Genomic DNA, 15,493 nt, shown 5'->3' with positions numbered 1-15,493 from the left:
GTGTGTGGCTGGTCGCTCCCCCACTCTCGGCTTCTCCCCCACTCTCGGCTTCGCTCGAGCATGGGGGACCCCCATGAGCGGGGGGACCCCCATGAGCGGGGGGACCCCCATGAGCGGGGGGACCCCCATCGCGGCGGAGCCGCACATCGGCACGGCCCCGCGCCCCTTAAGGGGCGCGTTTCAGCCCAAGTGCTTTTCCAGGAACTCCTCCAGAGCCTCCACCACGAACCTGTGGTCCTCCAGTTGCGGCAGGCCCGACACCGTCACCGCCCCGATCACGCCGACCCCCTCGACGTTGATCGGGAAGGAGCCGCCGTGCGCCGCGTACTCGTCCGGGTCCAGACGGGAGGAGTCCTCGAACGTCGTGCCCTTGGCGCGGTGGCGGGCGCCGACCAGGTAGGACGAGGCGCTGTAGCGCTCCACCACCCGGCGTTTGCGGGCGATCCAGGCGTCGTTGTCGGGGGTGGAGCCGGGCAGGGCGGCGTGGAAGAGCTGCTGGCCGGCGCGGTGGATGTCGATGGCGACCGGCGCCTGGCGCTCGCGGGCCAGCTCCACCAGGAGGGAGCCGAGCGCCCACGCGTCGTCGTGGGTGAACCGGCCGAAGACCAGCCGCCGTTCCTGGGCCTGGAGCTCCTCCAGGGTCGGGGTGATCTCCGGGGTGAACTTCGGGGTGATCTCGTGGGTCACAGCGTCACCGCCACTCCGTCTCGTGCCGAACGGCGGGCCGCCTCCAGTACGTCGAGGGCGGCGGCCGCCTCCAGTGCGGTCACCGGGTTGGGACCGCCGTCGGTCAGTGCCTTGGCCACCGCAGCGTAGTAGGCGGGATAGTCGCCGGGCAGGGTCCGTACGGGGCGTCCGCCGCCGGTCACCGGGGACTCTCCCCCAGAGGGGGGACCCCCAGCACCGACGCGGCCCCAGAGCTCCTCCGGTTCGGTGCCCCAGTCGGGACCCGGGCGCAGGCCCTCGCGCAGGGCGGCCTCCTGCGGGTCCAGGCCGTACTTCACATAGCCCGCCCGCGAGCCCAGCACCCGGAAACGGGGGCCGAGCTGGGCGGTCGTCGCGGAGACGTACAGGTGGGAGCGGACGCCGTTCGCGTGCGTGAGCGCGATGAAGGTGTCGTCGTCCGTCTCCGCGCCGGGGCGGCGGACGTCCGACTCGGCGTAGACCTGCGTGACGGGACCGAAGAGGACCAGCGCCTGGTCGACGACATGGCTGCCGAGGTCGTACAGCAGACCTCCGATCTCTGCCGGGTCGCCGGACTCCCGCCAGCCGCCCTTCAGCTGCGGGCGCCAGCGCTCGAAGCGGGACTCGAAGCGGTACACGTCGCCGAGTTCGCCGTCGGTGAGCAGCCGGCGGAGAGTCAGGAAGTCGTTGTCCCAGCGGCGGTTCTGGAAGACGGAGAGGAGCAGGCCGCGCTCCTCCGCGAGGGCGGCCAGCTCGCGCGCCTCGGCCGCGGTGCCCGCGATCGGCTTGTCGACGACGACCGGGAGGCCGGCCTTCAGGGCGTCCGTGGCCAGCGGGACGTGTGTCTTGTTCGGCGACGCTATGACGATCAGGTCCAGGTCGCCGGCCCGGTCGAGGAGTTCGTCGGGGGTGGCCGTGACGCGTACCTCGGCGAACTCGGCGCGAGCCTGCTCCTGCCGCTCCGGGTTCGAGGTGACCACCGTGTCCAGGGCGAGGCCCTCGGTGGCGGCGATCAGCGGGGCGTGGAAGACGGAGCCCGCGAGACCGTAGCCGACGAGGCCCACGCGGAGGGGAGTGCCAGTCATGAGATCTACTTTCGCAACGCTGTTGCCAAAGTGCAAGAGCGGAGGACAATAGAGGTGTGAACAGGACGAACGGCGGTACGGCAGGCAGGGCGAACGGCGGCGCGGCGGGCGTCGCCACAGGGGTGAACCTGCTCGCTCTGCGCAGTCACAACACCGCGCTCGTGCTCGACCTCCTGCGCACGGCCGGCCCGCAGGGCATCAGCCGGCTGGAGCTCGCCGAGCGCGCCGGGCTCACCCCGCAGGCCGTCAGCAAGATCACCGCGCGACTGCGGGAGGACGGATTCGCGGCCGAGGCGGGCCGCCGCGCTTCCACCGGCGGCAAACCGCGCACGGTCCTGCGGCTCGTCCCCGAGGCCGGACACGCGGTCGGCGTCCACCTCGACCGCGACGAACTCCTCGTGGTGCTCACCGAGCTCGACGGGCGGGTGGTGGGGGAGAGGTCGGTGTGGCTGGACCTGGGGGCGGGGGCGGAGGCCGTCGTGGGGACGGTGGTCCGGGAGGTCGACGCGCTGGTGGGTGAGGTGTTGAAGGGGGGCGCGGGGGTTGCCGGCGATGCGCTTGCTGCCACTGCCACTGCCACTGCCACCGCCACTGCCAGTCCGACTGTCACTGCCGGTGCTACTGCCGGTGCCGGTGGTGTCGGTGGCGCCGGCAGTGCTCCCACCCTCCTCGGCGTCGGGGTCGCCCTCCCCGGTCCCCTCGACCACATCCACGGCATCCTGCACCGCGTCACCGGCTTCCCCGAGTGGGACGGCTACCCCTTGCGGGACACGCTCGCGCGTCGCCTCGGGGTGCCGGTCGTCGTCGACAAGGACACCAACGCCGCCGCTCTCGGCCTCGCGGTCCGCGGCGAGCGCGGCTCCTTCGCCTACCTCCATCTCGGTACGGGGCTCGGTGCCGGGCTGGTGATCGGCGGGAGCGTGCACCGGGGCGCCCGGACCGGCGCAGGGGAGTTCGGCCACCAGGTGGTCCAGCTCGACGGGCCGCCCTGCTCCTGCGGCAACCGCGGCTGTGTCGAGGCGCTCTGCCTCGCGGCCATCAACCGCGGCGACGTGCCCGAGGCGGCCCGCGTCCTCGGTATCGCCGCCGCCAACCTGGCCGGCCTCCTGGACATCGACCTGCTCCTGCTGGGCGGCCGCACCATCACGTCGACTCCGGCCCCGTTCGTCCACGGAGTCACCACGGTCCTCCTCGAACACGCCCGCCGCGAGGGCGCCCAGGAGGCCGCGGTGCCGGTACGCCTGGCCACGGGGGGCACGCGTGTCGTGGCGGAGGGCGCGGCCCAGCTGCTGCTGGGGCCGGTGTTCGGAAGGGCGGACGGCTGAGGGGGCCGCGCCCGCGACCCCCGATTCCCGGCCGCGCCTCTTCTCCCCCACCCCTTCTCCGCCCGACCTCTCGGCTTCTCCGGCTCTCCGCCCCTCCCTCCTCTCCGCCGAACGAGCGCATTCGCACGGTCGTACGGGGTGGCAGCCGCTGTTCGACCGCCCTCTCCGGCAGGCTCACGTGTTCATGCGACTGTGCAAGCCTGTCTCCCTCTGCCTCGCCGCAGCAGCCGCCCTCATCCCGGCGTCGGCGCCGGTGCCGGCGTACGCGGAAGCCGGTCCGAGTTGTGCCGGGCCGGACACCGGCGACTTTCCGCTGACCACCCGTCTCCACGGCGGGCCCGCCTCCTACCGGGCCGGCGGCGGATTCGGCACCTGGTACCTCGACCTCACCAACACCACCGACCGCGCCTGCGACGGAGTTCACCCGGTCGTCGTCCTCGTCGACGCCCAGCGCGCCCTGCAGCCGTCCCAGCCCCAGCTGGAGTTCTACGCCGACGGCCAACCCCACCCCGTCCGCTTCGAGACGACCGACGAGGACGAACTCGTCGGCACCCTCACCGACAGCGACCAGTCCACCGGGTCCGGCGAGCCCCAGGTGTCCGTCACCCCCTTCCTCGGCTTCACCGTCCCGCCGGGCAGGACCGTCACCGTCAAGCTGCGCCTCGCCCTGACCTCGGACGCCGTGCCCAACGAGGTCACCGCCAACGCGGCCGTCGTCCAGCGGCAGGGCGAGGACGGGGAGTGGATCGGGCAGTCCAACGACTACCGCTTCACCGTCGAGTCCGAGACCCGCCCCACGACGCCGGAGCCCAAGGCGTCGGCCCCGGACCCCGCCGCGGACTCGGACTCCGCCTCCCCCTCCGCAGCGGCCTCGGCCCCTGCTTCCGCCTCCACCACCGCTTCCGCCTCCGCCTCGACGTCCGCCCCGGCCTCGGACTCCGCCTCCACCTCGGCTTCCGCGCCCACCTCGGACTCGGACTCGGACTCAGCCTCGGACTCGGACTCCGCCCCGCCCACCGGCCTCCCCGCCCTCGCCCTGCAGGCGGAGGAACTCGCCCGCACCGGTCTGACCTCCCCGGTCGGCGCCGTCGCCACGGCCGTCTGTCTCCTCGCCGCGGGCATCGCCCTGGTGCTGGCGCGTCGTCGCCGCTGACCGAGGACCTGAAGCAAGCGGAATCCGGCCATTCCCCATGATCGGGCCTGTGATTAGGCTGGGGCGGACGCAGCACCGCCTCGCGTACGGCAGGAGATCCCGCACATGGCAGACCGCAAGCCCATCGAGTCGTGGCTCACCGACATGGACGGTGTGCTCATCCACGAGGGCGTTCCGATCCCCGGCGCCGACTCCTTCCTGAAGAAGCTGCGCGAGTCGGGCAAGCCGTTCCTCGTCCTCACCAACAACTCGATATACACCCCGCGTGACCTGCACGCCCGTCTGCGCCGCATGGGCCTGGACGTGCCGATCGAGAACATCTGGACCTCGGCGCTGGCCACCGCCAAGTTCCTGGACGACCAGCGGCCGAACGGCTCGGCGTACGTCATCGGCGAGGCCGGCCTGACCACCGCGCTGCACGACATCGGCTACATCCTCACCGACCACGAGCCGGACTACGTCGTCCTGGGGGAGACCCGTACGTACTCCTTCGAGGCCATGACCAAGGCGGTCCGGCTGATCAACGACGGCGCCCGGTTCATCTGCACCAACCCGGACGAGACCGGCCCCTCCACCGAGGGCCCGCTGCCCGCGACCGGCGCCGTCGCCGCCCTGATCACCAAGGCGACCGGCAAGAAGCCGTACTTCGCGGGCAAGCCGAACCCGCTGATGATGCGCACCGGGCTCAACACGCTCGGCGCCCACTCCGAGACCAGCGCGATGATCGGCGACCGCATGGACACCGACGTGCTGGCCGGCATGGAGGCCGGGATGCAGACGTTCCTGGTGCTGACCGGTCTGACCCGGCCCGAGCAGGTCGAGGACTTCCCGTACCGTCCGTCGAAGGTCGTCGACTCGATCGCGGATCTCGTGGACCGCGTCTGACCGGACCTCGGCATCGGACCTCGGCGCGTCCGAAACCCCGTGCCCGGGGAAAGTGACCCGTTCGGAGTAGCGGGCCCCTTGTGGGGATGCGGGCCGTGGCCGCCGGGGGGAGCCTCCAGATAGCTGGAGGTTCACGATGAGTTCATTGAGAGCAACTCTCTGTGCGGGTGCCGTGGCGGTCGTCGCCGCCCTCTCCGCGACGGCGTCCGCGGCATACGCGGCGGACGCCGGCAGTGGGGGAGGCGAGGTCTCGGTGACCCCGTCGACGCCCTGGCCGGGCGCCGAGGTCTCGCTGAGGGTGCGCGGCTGTTCCGGGAAGACGGCCACGGCCGTGTCGCAGGCGTTCGTCTCGGACGCCCGGCTCACCGGCACGGACGGCACCCTGGCCGGCGAGACCCGGGTCCGTTCGTCCCTCCGCCCCGGTTCCTACGGCGTGACGATCACCTGTGCCGACTTCCGGGTCAGGGGCACGATCAGGGTCGTCGCGGGCTCGGCGAGCCCCTCCGCGTACTCCTCCCCGGTCGCGCCCGTCCGTGCGGGCGGCGGTGGCGCCGCCCCGCTCGCCACCGCGGACGAGGCCCACGTGGACGCCCCCGGCACGGCCCACGCCATCACCGGGCTGGTCCTGGCGGGCGTCGCCGCCGTCGTCGTAGCGCTCCGGACGGTGCGCCGGGGCCGCGGGACGGACTGACCATGTCCGACCGGGAACGCTCCTCCGGGCGCCTCCTGACCGGCGTGGCCTGGGCGGTGCTGCTGCTCGGGCTGTGGCTGTGGGGGCGCGAGGTGACCGACGTACGGCCCGGGCTGTCCGCGCCGACCACGGGTGACATGGCCGCCGTGGGCAGGCCCGGGGACGCGCAACTGCCACCCGCCGCCGAGCCGTTGCGGGCCGCGCTGCCGCAGCGCATCGACATCCCCGAGCTGGGCGTGCAGGCGCCGGTCGTGGCCCGCGGCCTGGACGCGCAGGGCGCGATCGACCCGCCGCCCTACGACCAGGCAGGCGTCGTCGGCTGGTACGCGGCCGGCGCGAAACCCGGCGCCGCCGGTACCGCGCTGATGGTCGGGCACGTCGACACCGAGACCCGGCCCGCCGTCTTCTACAAGCTGAGCACGCTCGAGGCCGGCGAGACGATCCGCGTCGTCCGTGACGACGGCAAGCTCGCCGAGTTCACCGTCGACGACGTCGAGGTGGTCCGGCGCGACCGCTTCGACGCCCGCCAGGCCTACGGCCCCCGCGCCTCGGGCCGCGCCGAGCTGCGGCTGATCACCTGCGGCGGCACCTTCGACCGGGTGAGCCGCAGCTACACGGCGAACGTGATCGTGTCGGCGTATCTGACCGGGACGCGATCCGGGACCGGGCGGTGAGACACGGGCATGCAGAAAGCCCCTCGCTTGCGCGAGGGGCTTTCTCGTCTGTGCGCCGCCAGGGACTCGAACCCCGGACCCGCTGATTAAGAGTCAGCTGCTCTAACCAACTGAGCTAGCGGCGCCTGCTGACGTCGTTAACTCTACATGACGTCCGGGGGTGCCCCCGACCACCGTCCGGCCGGGCGGCCCCGCCCTCCGGTCCTTCCGTGGGCCCGCGTCCATCGTTCGGACCAACAGCGTGCGCGAGTGGCGGGACACCCGGGAAATACTGCACATGCGGACAGTCGCGGACATCGGGGCGGACAGGGGCGGGGCAGGTCAACGGGGGACTGTCATGGCGTATCTGGCGCGCGGAGGCTGGAGGCAGGCAGTGAACACGACCACTTCACAGACGCCCGAGCCCGAGGGGCCCTCGCGGCCCGCCCGGCTGATCCACAACGAGGGGACCACCGAGATCCCCCTGCACCTGCTGTTCCGCGACGAGCCGCAGCCGCCGTCGGTGCCGCTCGGGCCCGCCGTGGTCGGGAGCCGGGCGGGCACCGGCGAGCAGCCGCGCCTCCGGCGGCCCGGGCCGGCGAAGCCCCGCCCGGTCGCGGAGGTCGACCCCGAGCTCGTGGAGCGGCCGGCCCGGGTGCTGCCCGGCGTGGTGGGGGTGGTCGCCGGGGTGTGCGGGGCGGCGGGTTGTGTGGCCACCTCGTGGTGGGCCGGGGTCCTGCCGAGGCTCGCGATGGAGGCGCTGCGGCTGCCCGAGCACGCCGGCACCGGACTCGGTCCGGCGCAGTGGGCGGCGTACGCGGGGGCGGGTGCGCTGGGGCTGTTCGGCTTCGGCGGGCTCGCCCGTGGCCGGACCGGCAGAGCGTGGGTGCTCGACCTGTTCGGCCGCTACCGGGGGACGGTCCGGCGCACCGGCCTGCTGTGGGTGAACCCGCTGCTGCTGCGCCGCCGGGTCGACGTACGGCTGCGGCACTGGCGCAGTGAGCCGATGCCCGCCGCCGACGGCAACGGGGTCGCGCTGCGGGTGGTGGCGCTGGTGGTGTGGCGGGTGCGGGACACCGCGCGGGCCACGCTCGGCGTCGAGGACCACGAGACCTATCTGCACGAGTGCGTCGAGGCGGCCCTCGCCCGGTTCCCGGTGGAGACGCCGGGCTCGGGCCGGGGGTCGGTCGAGGCGGCCGGGGAGGCGCTGACCCGGCGGGTGGCGCGGGACGCGGGCGCGGTCGGCCTGGAGGTGTACTCGGTGCAGCCGGTCCGGGTCGAGTACGCCCCCGAGGTCGCCGCCGCGATGAACCGCCGCCGGATCGCCGCGCTCGACGCCCAGCACCGGGCGTCCGTGCTCACCTCGGTCGTCGACTCGGTGGAGGACACGGTGACCCGGCTGACCATGCGTGGGCTCGTGGAGCTGGACGACGGTGAGCGCAAGGCGCTGGTGAAGGACCTGACGGTGGCGTTCTGCGCGGGGCGCGGCGAACAGACGCCGTAAGGCCGCCCCCGCCGTAACGCCACCCTCGCCGTAACGCCACCCCCCGTTGTAAGCCGCCCCCCGGCCGTAAGGCCCCCGCCGTAAAAGCCGTCCCCGATTGGTATGGACATGTTCAACGGGCGGCAATAATCTCAGACTTGGTCTAGACCTGCACGCACAGCTCCCTGCACGGCTCACCGAACTCCCCACGTTCTCCAGGAGCGGCAGCATGCGCAAAAAGACCAAGTGGTACGCCGCCGCGCTCGGGCTCACCACGGCAGGAGCCTTCGTGCTCACCGCCGGAGGCGCGAGCGGCCACGGCTACACCGACCTCCCCGTCAGCCGGCAGAAGCTCTGCCAGAACGGCACCGTCACGGGCTGCGGCGACATCCAGTGGGAGCCGCAGAGCGTCGAGGGCCCCAAGGGCTTCCCGGCGGCCGGACCCGCAGACGGGCAGATCTGCTCCGCCGGTCACAGCCGGTTCGGCCAGCTCGACTCGCCCACCAGGCCGGGCGGTGGCGCCTGGCCGACGACCAGGGTGACGGGCGGCCAGAACTACACGTTCCGCTGGCAGTTCACCGCCATGCACGCCACCACCGACTTCCGGTACTACGTCACCAAGCAGGGCTGGAACCAGAACCACGCCCTCGCCCGCTCGGACCTCAACCTCACCCCGTTCTTCACGGTCCCGTACAACGGCCAGCGTCCGCCCGCCACGCTCTCCCACACCGGACGCCTGCCGTCCGGCCTGAGCGGTCACCACGTCATCCTCGCGGTGTGGACGATCGCCGACACCGGCAACGCGTTCTACGCCTGCTCGGACGTCTCCTTCTGATCGTCCGTGGGCAGCAGTCGCGTGCACCGCGCAAGGCCGTCGGCCGTGCGGTGGTGCACGCGGCTCCCCCACGGAGACGGGGCGGGGGGGGCGACCCGGGTGCCGTGAGCGGTCCCGCGGGCGGCGGACGGGGCCCGTGCCGTGCGCAGTTCTGAGCTTCCCTTGAGACGACCCCGCCGATCAGGCGGGTACGTTCCCTCCACACCGGCCGCGCGGGCCGGCACACATCACCGGGGGAACACCATGGAAGTCCTCTTCCTCGCCGTGCCGTCGATCATGATCGCCGGTCTTCTCCTCGCCGCGTTCACGGTGGTCCAACGCTCCCGGAGCGTCACCCGGGCCTGGGGCAGCGGGCTCACGGCGGAGGCGCGCTGCCTGCGGTCGTACACGACGACCAGCGGCGGCGGGGACCACCGGGTGTCCACGACCCTGCACCACGTCTACGAGTTCACCACCCGCGACGGCCGTGCCGTCCGCTTCGAGGAGGCGAACGGCCCCGGGACGACCGTCGAGGGTGACATCGTCACCGTGCACTACACCGCGGACCGCCCCGACCGGGCCACGGCCCGCCGCCCGGCCCGCGGCAGGCTCTTCGTGGAGTCGGGTTTCCTGCTGCTCTTCATCGGCGTGGGTCTCGCCTTCTGTGTCGTCTTCATGGTCACCTCGCACCTCGTCTTCACGGAGACCGAGCCCTTCATGCCGTAGCCATCCACATCTGACGGTTCGTCAACTACCGTGCGCGCCCATGGAGTCCTCGCACGGCACCGTCGCCGAACTCGTCCACGCCCGGTGGGGTGACCACCGGCCGGGGCTGTGGTGGGAGGACGACGTCCTCACCCATCACCAGGTCGCGGCCGGCGCCGCCGCCCGGGCGGCGCTGCTCACCGACCTCCTGCCGCCGGGCGCGCCCCCGCACCTCGGCGTCCTGCTGGACAACACCCCGGAGTTCCCGCTGTGGCTGGCCGCCGCCGCGCTCGCGGGGGCGGCGGTCGCCGGGATCAACCCCACCCGGCGCGGCCCGGAACTGGCCCGCGACATCCTGCACACCGAGTGCCGGATCCTCGTCACCGAACCCGCTCAGCTGCCCCTCCTGCGGGGCCTCGACCTGCCCGGGGTGCGCCTGCTGACCACCGGCACGCGGGAGTACGACGACCTCCTCGCCCCCTACGCCGACGCCCGCCCCGACCCCTCCCGCGCCGCCCCCTCCGACCGCCTCCTCCTCTACTTCACCTCCGGTTCCACCGGCGCCCCCAAGGCCGCGATCTGCTCCCAGGGCCGCCTGGCCGCCGCCGGCCGCTCCCTGGCCGGGCAGTTCGGTGTCACCCCGGACGATGTGCACTACGTCTGCATGCCGATGTTCCACGGCAACGCGGTGATCGCCGACTGGGCCCCCGCTCTGGCCGCCGGCGCGGGCGTGGCGCTGCGGCGTCGTTTCTCGGCGTCCGGCTTCCTGACGGACGTACGGCGCTACCGGGCGACGTACTTCACGTACGTGGGCCGGGCCATCCAGTACGTCCTGGCCACCGAGCCGGGCTCGCACGACCGGGACCACCGGCTGCGGCTCGGCTTCGGCACCGAGGCGGGGGTGGTGGACGCGGCGGCGTTCGAGCGGCGGTTCGGGGTGCGGCTGGTGGAGGGGTACGGGTCCTCGGAGGGCGGGGCGGCCGTGCAGTGGTCGCCGGGAACTCCGGCGGGCGCCGTCGGCCGGGCGGGACCCGGCCTCGTCGTCCTGGACCAGCAAACGCGCGCCGAGTGCCCACCCGCGCTCTTCGACGCGGCCGGCCGGCTGCTGAACGGGGACGAGGCGATCGGGGAACTGGTCAATCGCGCGCCGAACCCCTTCGAGGGCTACTGGCGCAACCCGGAGGCGGAGGCCGAGCGGCGCAGAGACGGCGGGTACTGGACCGGTGACCTCTTCTACCGGGACGCCGACGGCTACCTCTACTTCGCGGGCCGCACCGACGACCGCCTCCGCGTCGACGGCGAGAACCTGGCCGCCGCGATGATCGAGAACATCCTCGCCCGGTACGAGGGAGCCGACGCCGTCGCCGTGTACGCGGTGCCGGACCCGGTGACCGGGGACCAGGTGATGGCGGCGATCGCCGGCGACTTCGAGCCGGGATCCTTCGGGGAGTTCCTGCTGGCCCAGCCGGACCTGGGGACGAAGATGGCGCCCCGGTTCGTGCGGGTGGTGGAGCGGATGCCGGTCACGGCCACGAACAAGATCCACCGGGCGTTGCTGAGGAGGGAGGGGGTCCGGTGCGCCGACCCGGTGTGGTGGCGGCCGCCCGGGGAGCGGACGTACCGGAGGCTGACCGGCAGGGACGCCGAAGGGCTCCTCGTGTCCACGAGAGGCCCTGTCTGAGGGGGTGTGGGTGACAGAAGCCCCCACATGCGCGGTGAAGCCGCGCGGACGCGACGATGGCGGCTTGCGTTCGCGTTTTCCGCGAACACAAGCCGCCATCGACATGGTGCGCCGCCAGGGACTCGAACCCCGGACCCGCTGATTAAGAGTCAGCTGCTCTAACCAACTGAGCTAGCGGCGCATGACTCTCGCCCTCCGCCTCTCGGCGGCCGGCGACGAGGAAAATACTACCTGGTCCGCGAGGGTGCTCCGGACCACCGGCCGGAGGCCGGCCGGTGTGATCCGCGCCGCGCGGACATGGCTCAGATCGCCAGCGACAGCAGCACCGGCGCCGCGTTCCTGTTCAGGGTGTCGGCGGCCTGGCGCAGTCGGTGGGCGTCCTGGACGGGCAGGGAGAGCGCCAGGCAGCCCGCCGTGGCGCCGGCGGTGATCGGGACGGCCGCGCAGACCGTGCCGACGGCGTACTCCTGGAGGTCGAGGTGGGGCATCGTGGGCGGCTGGGACTCCAGGCGGGAGAGCAGCAGCTTGTCGCTGGTGATGGTGCGCGAGGTGAGGCGGGCCATCTTGTGCCGGGAGAGGTGGTCGCGCCGGCCGTTGTGGTCGAGCTGGCCCAGCAGGCTCTTGCCGAGCGCGGTGGCGTGGGCGGAGTAACGGAAGTCGACCCACTCGTGGACCGCGGGGGTGGCCGGGCCGTCGGCGTACTGGGTGATGGTGACCTCGCCGTCGACGTACCGGCTGATGTAGACGGCGGCGCCGACGGAGTCGCGCAGTCGGTTCAGGGTGTGCTGGAGCTTGTCGCGCAGGGCCTGCTCGCGTTGGTGCGCGGAGCCCAGGCGGCTCAGGGCGTCCCCCGTGACGTACGCCCCGTCGGTGATCTGCTCGACGTATCCCTCGCGGCGCAGCATCCGCAGGAGCGGGGTCAGTCGCTCCGTGCCGAAGCCGGTCTGGCGGGCGAGTTCGGCGTCGGTGACGCCGGTGGTGTGCCGGGCCACTGTCTCCAGGACGCGCAGGGCGTCCTGGGCCGAGTGGTGCGGAGTGGTCGGCTCGTGCTTCAGCGCCACGGTTTTCCCCCTGCGCTCGCTCATTGGGCCGTAATCCGGGCAGCGAATCTCCTCCACGATACGGGCAGGCGGCTGGTAGTGAGCGCTTGTTGACGAGATTGCGTCTCCCTCAACTGCGGCATTGACCCGGAGGCATATGCCAGCGACATGACCCGCCGCCGGGACCTGCTGTGATCGTACGATCACGCCGGGTAGTCACAGCACGGCGCCGAGAAATTCCCGCGTCCGCTCCTGCTCGGGGGAGCTGAAGATCTTCTCCGGCGGGCCGGACTCGATCACCCGGCCGGAGTCGAACATCAGGACCTGGTCCGAGATGTCGCGGGCGAAGTTCATCTCGTGGGTCACGCAGAGCATCGTGATGTCGGTGCTGCGGGCGATGTCCCGCAGGACGTCGAGGACGCCCGCGACCAGCTCGGGGTCGAGCGCCGAGGTCACCTCGTCGAGGAGGAGGACCTGCGGCCGCATCGCCAGCGCCCGGGCGATCGCCACGCGCTGCTGCTGGCCGCCGGAGAGCTTCGACGGCCTGGCGTCGCACTTGTCGGCGAGGCCCACCATGTCCAGCAGCTCGCGCGCCCGCTCCTCCGCCTCGTCCTTGGACAGCCCGAGCACGCTGACCGGCGCCTCGGTGACGTTTCTCAGGACGCTCATGTTCGGGAACAGGTTGAACTGCTGGAACACCATCCCGATCTTCTTGCGGACCTCGCGGACCTGCTTCTCGGGCGCCGGGAAGAGCCGCTGCCCGTCCACGGTGATCGTGCCCTCGTCGGGCTTGGTCAGGGTCATCAGCAGCCGCAGGATCGTGGTCTTGCCGGAGCCGGAGGGACCGATGAGGGTGACGTGCTTGCCCGGCTCCACGCAGAAGTCCAGGTGGTCGAGGACGGTGTTGTCCCCGAACCGCTTGGTGACCTGCTCCAGGCGTATCAGCTCGGTGTTCTCGGAGACGGTGTCGACAGGGGTCTTGCTGGTCTCAACGGACAAGGCGTCGCTCCAGGGTGCGCAGAAGGAGGGAGGCGAGGTAGGAGATGACGATGAAGGCCACGCCGATCACCGTGACGGGCTCGGTGAACTGGAAGTGCTCCTGGGAGAAGAGCCGCGCCCGGCCCAGCAGGTCCAGGACGGTGATCGTCATCAGCATCGGCGTGTCCTTGAGCATCGCGATGACGTAGTTGCCGAGCGCCGGCACGACCCGGCGGACCGCCTGCGGCAGGATCACCGCACGCCAGGTCCGGGACCTCGACAGGTTCAGCGCGGTCGCCGCCTCCCACTGGCCGGGGGGCACCGCGTCGATACCGGCCCGGTAGACCTGCATCGTGTACGTCGAGTAGTGCAGGCCGATCGCGAGGACGCCGGTGGTCATCGCGGAGAGGGTCAGGCCCCACTCGGGCAGCACGTAGAAGAGGAAGAACAGTTGCACCAGCAGCGGGGTGTCACGGACGAACTCCGTGACGATCCCGACCGGCCACTGCACCCACCGGGTGGGCACCCGCATCAGCAGCGCCCACACCAGCCCCAGCGTGAAGGAGATCAGCGAGCCGAGGGCCAGCGCCTGCAGGGTGACCCACAGTCCGTCCCAGAAGAGCGGCATGAAGTCGCCGACGGCACTCCAGTCCCAGGTCATCGGACACCTGCCTTCAGGTGGCGTTCGAGTCCTCGCATCACCCGCGTGAGCAGGAACGCGATCACGAAGTAGATGAGGAGGACGTACGTGTAGATCTCCGCGCTCTCCTGGAGCGCCAGGCGCACCAGGTTGCCGCTGAAGGCGAGGTCGCCCATGCCCATGACCGACACCAGCGCGGTGCCCTTCAGCAGTTCGATCAGCAGGTTGGAGAACGGCGGGATCATCTCCGGCACCGCCTGCGGCAGCAGGATCTTGCGCATCCGCTGGGCGGGCGTGAAGCCGAGCGCGACCCCGCCCTCCTTCTGCGCGGGGTCGACGGCGTTCAGGGCGCCGCGCACGATCTCCGCACCGTACGCGCCGTAGGTCAGGCCGAGGGCGAGCGTGCCCGCCCACATCGGCACCAGCTGCCAGCCGAAGGCGAGCGGCAGCACGAAGAACACCCAGAAGATCATGACGAGGGCCGAGGTCCCGCGGAACACCTCGGTGTAGAAGCCCGCGAGGAAACGGACGATCCACAGCCGGTGGGTGCGCGCGATGCCCACGGCGAAGGAGACGGCCGCCGCCAGCAGGGCGCTGAGCACGAGGAGCTGGACGGTGGTCCAGATCCCCTTGAGGACGAGTTCCCAGAGTCCCGAGGTCATCCGCCGCAGAGCTCCTTCGCCGTGAGATCGGTCATCTCGGCCTTGGTGAACCCGAAGGGCTTCAGGATCCGGAACAGCTCGCCGCTCTTCTTCAGCTCGCGCAGCTCGACGTTGAAGGCGTCCCGCAGCTTCGTCTCGGTCGGCCGGAACGCGAACCCGCCCCCGTCCACATGCGGTTTGCCGTCGACGAGCGGGGCGAACGGCTTGGTCGACTCGGTCCTGGCGGACTTCTTCACCACTTCCCGGGTGGTGAGCGCGGTGCCGGCGAACACGTCGACCCGCCCCGCCTCGACGGCGTTCAGCCCGGCGACCTGGTCCGGGACGATGAGGATGTCGCTCTCCTTGTACCCCGCCTCGACGGCGTACTGGATCTCGGCATACCCGGTTCCGGTCGCGAACCGCGCCTTTTTCTTCACCACGTCCTGGTAATTGTGAAGATCCTTGGGATTTCCCTTGCGGACGATGAAGGAGTCCAGCATCTGGTAGTCGGGATCGGCGAATATCACCTGCTCGCAGCGCTCGGGATTGATGTACATCCCGGCGGCCACGACGTCGAACTGCTGGGAATTCAGCCCGGGAATGAGCGACCCGAACTCGGTGGGCACGGGCTGCACCTTGTCGACCCCGAGCCGCCGGAATATCACTTTTGCCAACTCAGGTGCCTCACCCGTGAGTCGGCCGTCCTTGTCGATGTATCCGAACGGAATCTCACCCGCGATCCCGAGCCGTACGACACCCTGCGCGCGCAGCCGTTCGAGCAGGTCACCGCCGGGTTCGGTGGAGGCCGTGGCCACCCGGCTGCAGCCCGTCGCGCCCAGCGCGCCGAGCGCCGCCACCCCCGCGAGCAGCGACCGGCGTGTGGGCCTAGCTATTCGTTCGTCGTGTCTGCCGTGCCTGTTCGGTCGAGCCATGGCGGCGCAGCTACCCGGGACCACGCGAGTTATGCGCCGCGATTCGGAACGCCCTGCCGTCGATTCAGTGAAACTTGAGGGGCTGTCGTGATGCCTCGGTATC

At 71.7% G+C, this 15,493-nt stretch carries 16 protein-coding genes and 2 tRNA genes; 9 read left to right on the top strand and 9 right to left on the bottom strand.

What is annotated here, in order from left to right; translation table 11 throughout:
- Positions 1-180 precede the first annotated feature (180 nt).
- On the bottom strand, positions 181-687 hold the full coding sequence (locus ACPT94_RS29955) for a heme-degrading domain-containing protein (RefSeq protein WP_425247254.1): 507 nt from the start codon (positions 685-687) through the stop codon (positions 181-183).
- Positions 684-1,769, bottom strand: a complete 1,086-nt coding sequence (locus ACPT94_RS29950) for a Gfo/Idh/MocA family protein (RefSeq protein ID WP_360336947.1) — start codon at positions 1,767-1,769, stop codon at positions 684-686. Before ACPT94_RS29950 ends, ACPT94_RS29955 begins: the two co-directional genes overlap by 4 nt.
- A gap of 56 nt (positions 1,770-1,825) precedes the next feature.
- Between ACPT94_RS29950 and ACPT94_RS29945 the strand changes: the two genes are divergently transcribed.
- The 5 genes from ACPT94_RS29945 (at position 1,826) to ACPT94_RS29925 (ending at position 6,497) form a co-directional block, all read left to right on the top strand.
- Positions 1,826-3,094, top strand: coding sequence for an ROK family transcriptional regulator (locus ACPT94_RS29945; RefSeq protein WP_425247253.1), 1,269 nt, complete (start codon positions 1,826-1,828; stop codon positions 3,092-3,094).
- Positions 3,095-3,278: 184 nt separating this feature from the next.
- A complete protein-coding gene (locus ACPT94_RS29940; RefSeq protein WP_425247252.1) occupies positions 3,279-4,247 on the top strand; it encodes an LAVTG motif-containing sortase-dependent surface protein in 969 nt (322 codons plus the stop codon).
- A gap of 105 nt (positions 4,248-4,352) precedes the next feature.
- A complete protein-coding gene (locus ACPT94_RS29935; protein WP_360336943.1) occupies positions 4,353-5,132 on the top strand; it encodes an HAD-IIA family hydrolase in 780 nt (259 codons plus the stop codon).
- Between the two features lie 136 nt (positions 5,133-5,268).
- The gene (locus ACPT94_RS29930; protein WP_360336941.1) at positions 5,269-5,823 is read left to right on the top strand and encodes a hypothetical protein; all 555 of its coding nucleotides are present in this window, start codon (positions 5,269-5,271) and stop codon (positions 5,821-5,823) included.
- 2 nt (positions 5,824-5,825) lie between these two features.
- The gene (locus ACPT94_RS29925) at positions 5,826-6,497 is read left to right on the top strand and encodes a class F sortase (RefSeq protein WP_425247251.1); all 672 of its coding nucleotides are present in this window, start codon (positions 5,826-5,828) and stop codon (positions 6,495-6,497) included.
- A gap of 51 nt (positions 6,498-6,548) precedes the next feature.
- On the opposite strand, the gene ACPT94_RS29920 is transcribed toward ACPT94_RS29925, so the two are convergent.
- Positions 6,549-6,622: transfer RNA gene (locus ACPT94_RS29920), tRNA-Lys, on the bottom strand.
- 248 nt (positions 6,623-6,870) lie between these two features.
- Here ACPT94_RS29920 and ACPT94_RS29915 point away from each other — a divergent pair.
- From ACPT94_RS29915 to ACPT94_RS29900, 4 genes are all read left to right on the top strand, one after another.
- A complete protein-coding gene (locus ACPT94_RS29915; RefSeq protein ID WP_425247250.1) occupies positions 6,871-7,980 on the top strand; it encodes an SPFH domain-containing protein in 1,110 nt (369 codons plus the stop codon).
- Between the two features lie 208 nt (positions 7,981-8,188).
- Positions 8,189-8,794, top strand: a complete 606-nt coding sequence (locus ACPT94_RS29910) for a lytic polysaccharide monooxygenase auxiliary activity family 9 protein (RefSeq protein ID WP_360336935.1) — start codon at positions 8,189-8,191, stop codon at positions 8,792-8,794.
- A gap of 243 nt (positions 8,795-9,037) precedes the next feature.
- On the top strand, positions 9,038-9,499 hold the full coding sequence (locus tag ACPT94_RS29905; protein WP_425247249.1) for a DUF3592 domain-containing protein: 462 nt from the start codon (positions 9,038-9,040) through the stop codon (positions 9,497-9,499).
- Between the two features lie 40 nt (positions 9,500-9,539).
- Positions 9,540-11,159, top strand: coding sequence for an AMP-binding protein (locus tag ACPT94_RS29900; protein ID WP_425247248.1), 1,620 nt, complete (start codon positions 9,540-9,542; stop codon positions 11,157-11,159).
- Between the two features lie 104 nt (positions 11,160-11,263).
- On the opposite strand, the gene ACPT94_RS29895 is transcribed toward ACPT94_RS29900, so the two are convergent.
- The 6 genes from ACPT94_RS29895 to ehuB form a co-directional block, all read right to left on the bottom strand.
- Positions 11,264-11,340, bottom strand: a tRNA-Lys gene (locus tag ACPT94_RS29895).
- Positions 11,341-11,461: 121 nt separating this feature from the next.
- On the bottom strand, positions 11,462-12,220 hold the full coding sequence (locus ACPT94_RS29890) for an IclR family transcriptional regulator (protein WP_360336929.1): 759 nt from the start codon (positions 12,218-12,220) through the stop codon (positions 11,462-11,464).
- A gap of 195 nt (positions 12,221-12,415) precedes the next feature.
- Entirely contained in the window at positions 12,416-13,198 is a 783-nt protein-coding gene (gene ehuA / locus ACPT94_RS29885; RefSeq protein ID WP_425247247.1) for an ectoine/hydroxyectoine ABC transporter ATP-binding protein EhuA, read from the bottom strand.
- Complete coding sequence (gene ehuD, locus ACPT94_RS29880; protein ID WP_360336925.1) at positions 13,188-13,838, bottom strand: ectoine/hydroxyectoine ABC transporter permease subunit EhuD; 651 nt, start codon at positions 13,836-13,838, stop codon at positions 13,188-13,190. The genes ehuA and ehuD overlap by 11 nt, the downstream gene beginning before the upstream one ends.
- Complete coding sequence (ehuC, locus tag ACPT94_RS29875; protein WP_360336923.1) at positions 13,835-14,479, bottom strand: ectoine/hydroxyectoine ABC transporter permease subunit EhuC; 645 nt, start codon at positions 14,477-14,479, stop codon at positions 13,835-13,837. The genes ehuD and ehuC overlap by 4 nt, the downstream gene beginning before the upstream one ends.
- Positions 14,476-15,390 (bottom strand): ectoine/hydroxyectoine ABC transporter substrate-binding protein EhuB, encoded by a 915-nt coding sequence (gene ehuB / locus ACPT94_RS29870; protein ID WP_360336921.1) that lies wholly within the window; start codon positions 15,388-15,390, stop codon positions 14,476-14,478. Before ehuB ends, ehuC begins: the two co-directional genes overlap by 4 nt.
- Between the last annotated feature and the right edge of the window lie 103 nt (positions 15,391-15,493).

The organism is Streptomyces aurantiaciflavus, from assembly GCF_049808595.1.
Lineage (GTDB): Bacteria > Actinomycetota > Actinomycetes > Streptomycetales > Streptomycetaceae > Streptomyces.
This window is presented reverse-complemented; position numbering and strand designations above follow the sequence as displayed.

Excerpts from the sequence above, each read along its gene's own strand:
- ACPT94_RS29930 (WP_360336941.1), top strand. The coding sequence starts at position 5,269 with ATGAGTTCATTGAGAGCAACTCTCTGTGCGGGTGCCGTGGCGGTCGTC.
- ACPT94_RS29925 (WP_425247251.1), top strand. The coding sequence starts at position 5,826 with ATGTCCGACCGGGAACGCTCCTCCGGGCGCCTCCTGACCGGCGTGGCC.
- ACPT94_RS29905 (WP_425247249.1), top strand. The coding sequence starts at position 9,038 with ATGGAAGTCCTCTTCCTCGCCGTGCCGTCGATCATGATCGCCGGTCTT.
- ACPT94_RS29950 (WP_360336947.1), bottom strand. The coding sequence starts at position 1,769 with ATGACTGGCACTCCCCTCCGCGTGGGCCTCGTCGGCTACGGTCTCGCG.
- ACPT94_RS29910 (WP_360336935.1), top strand. The coding sequence starts at position 8,189 with ATGCGCAAAAAGACCAAGTGGTACGCCGCCGCGCTCGGGCTCACCACG.
- ehuC (WP_360336923.1), bottom strand. The coding sequence starts at position 14,479 with ATGACCTCGGGACTCTGGGAACTCGTCCTCAAGGGGATCTGGACCACC.
- ehuD (WP_360336925.1), bottom strand. The coding sequence starts at position 13,838 with ATGACCTGGGACTGGAGTGCCGTCGGCGACTTCATGCCGCTCTTCTGG.
- ACPT94_RS29935 (WP_360336943.1), top strand. The coding sequence starts at position 4,353 with ATGGCAGACCGCAAGCCCATCGAGTCGTGGCTCACCGACATGGACGGT.
- ehuB (WP_360336921.1), bottom strand. The coding sequence starts at position 15,390 with ATGGCTCGACCGAACAGGCACGGCAGACACGACGAACGAATAGCTAGG.
- ACPT94_RS29940 (WP_425247252.1), top strand. The coding sequence starts at position 3,279 with ATGCGACTGTGCAAGCCTGTCTCCCTCTGCCTCGCCGCAGCAGCCGCC.
- ACPT94_RS29900 (WP_425247248.1), top strand. The coding sequence starts at position 9,540 with ATGGAGTCCTCGCACGGCACCGTCGCCGAACTCGTCCACGCCCGGTGG.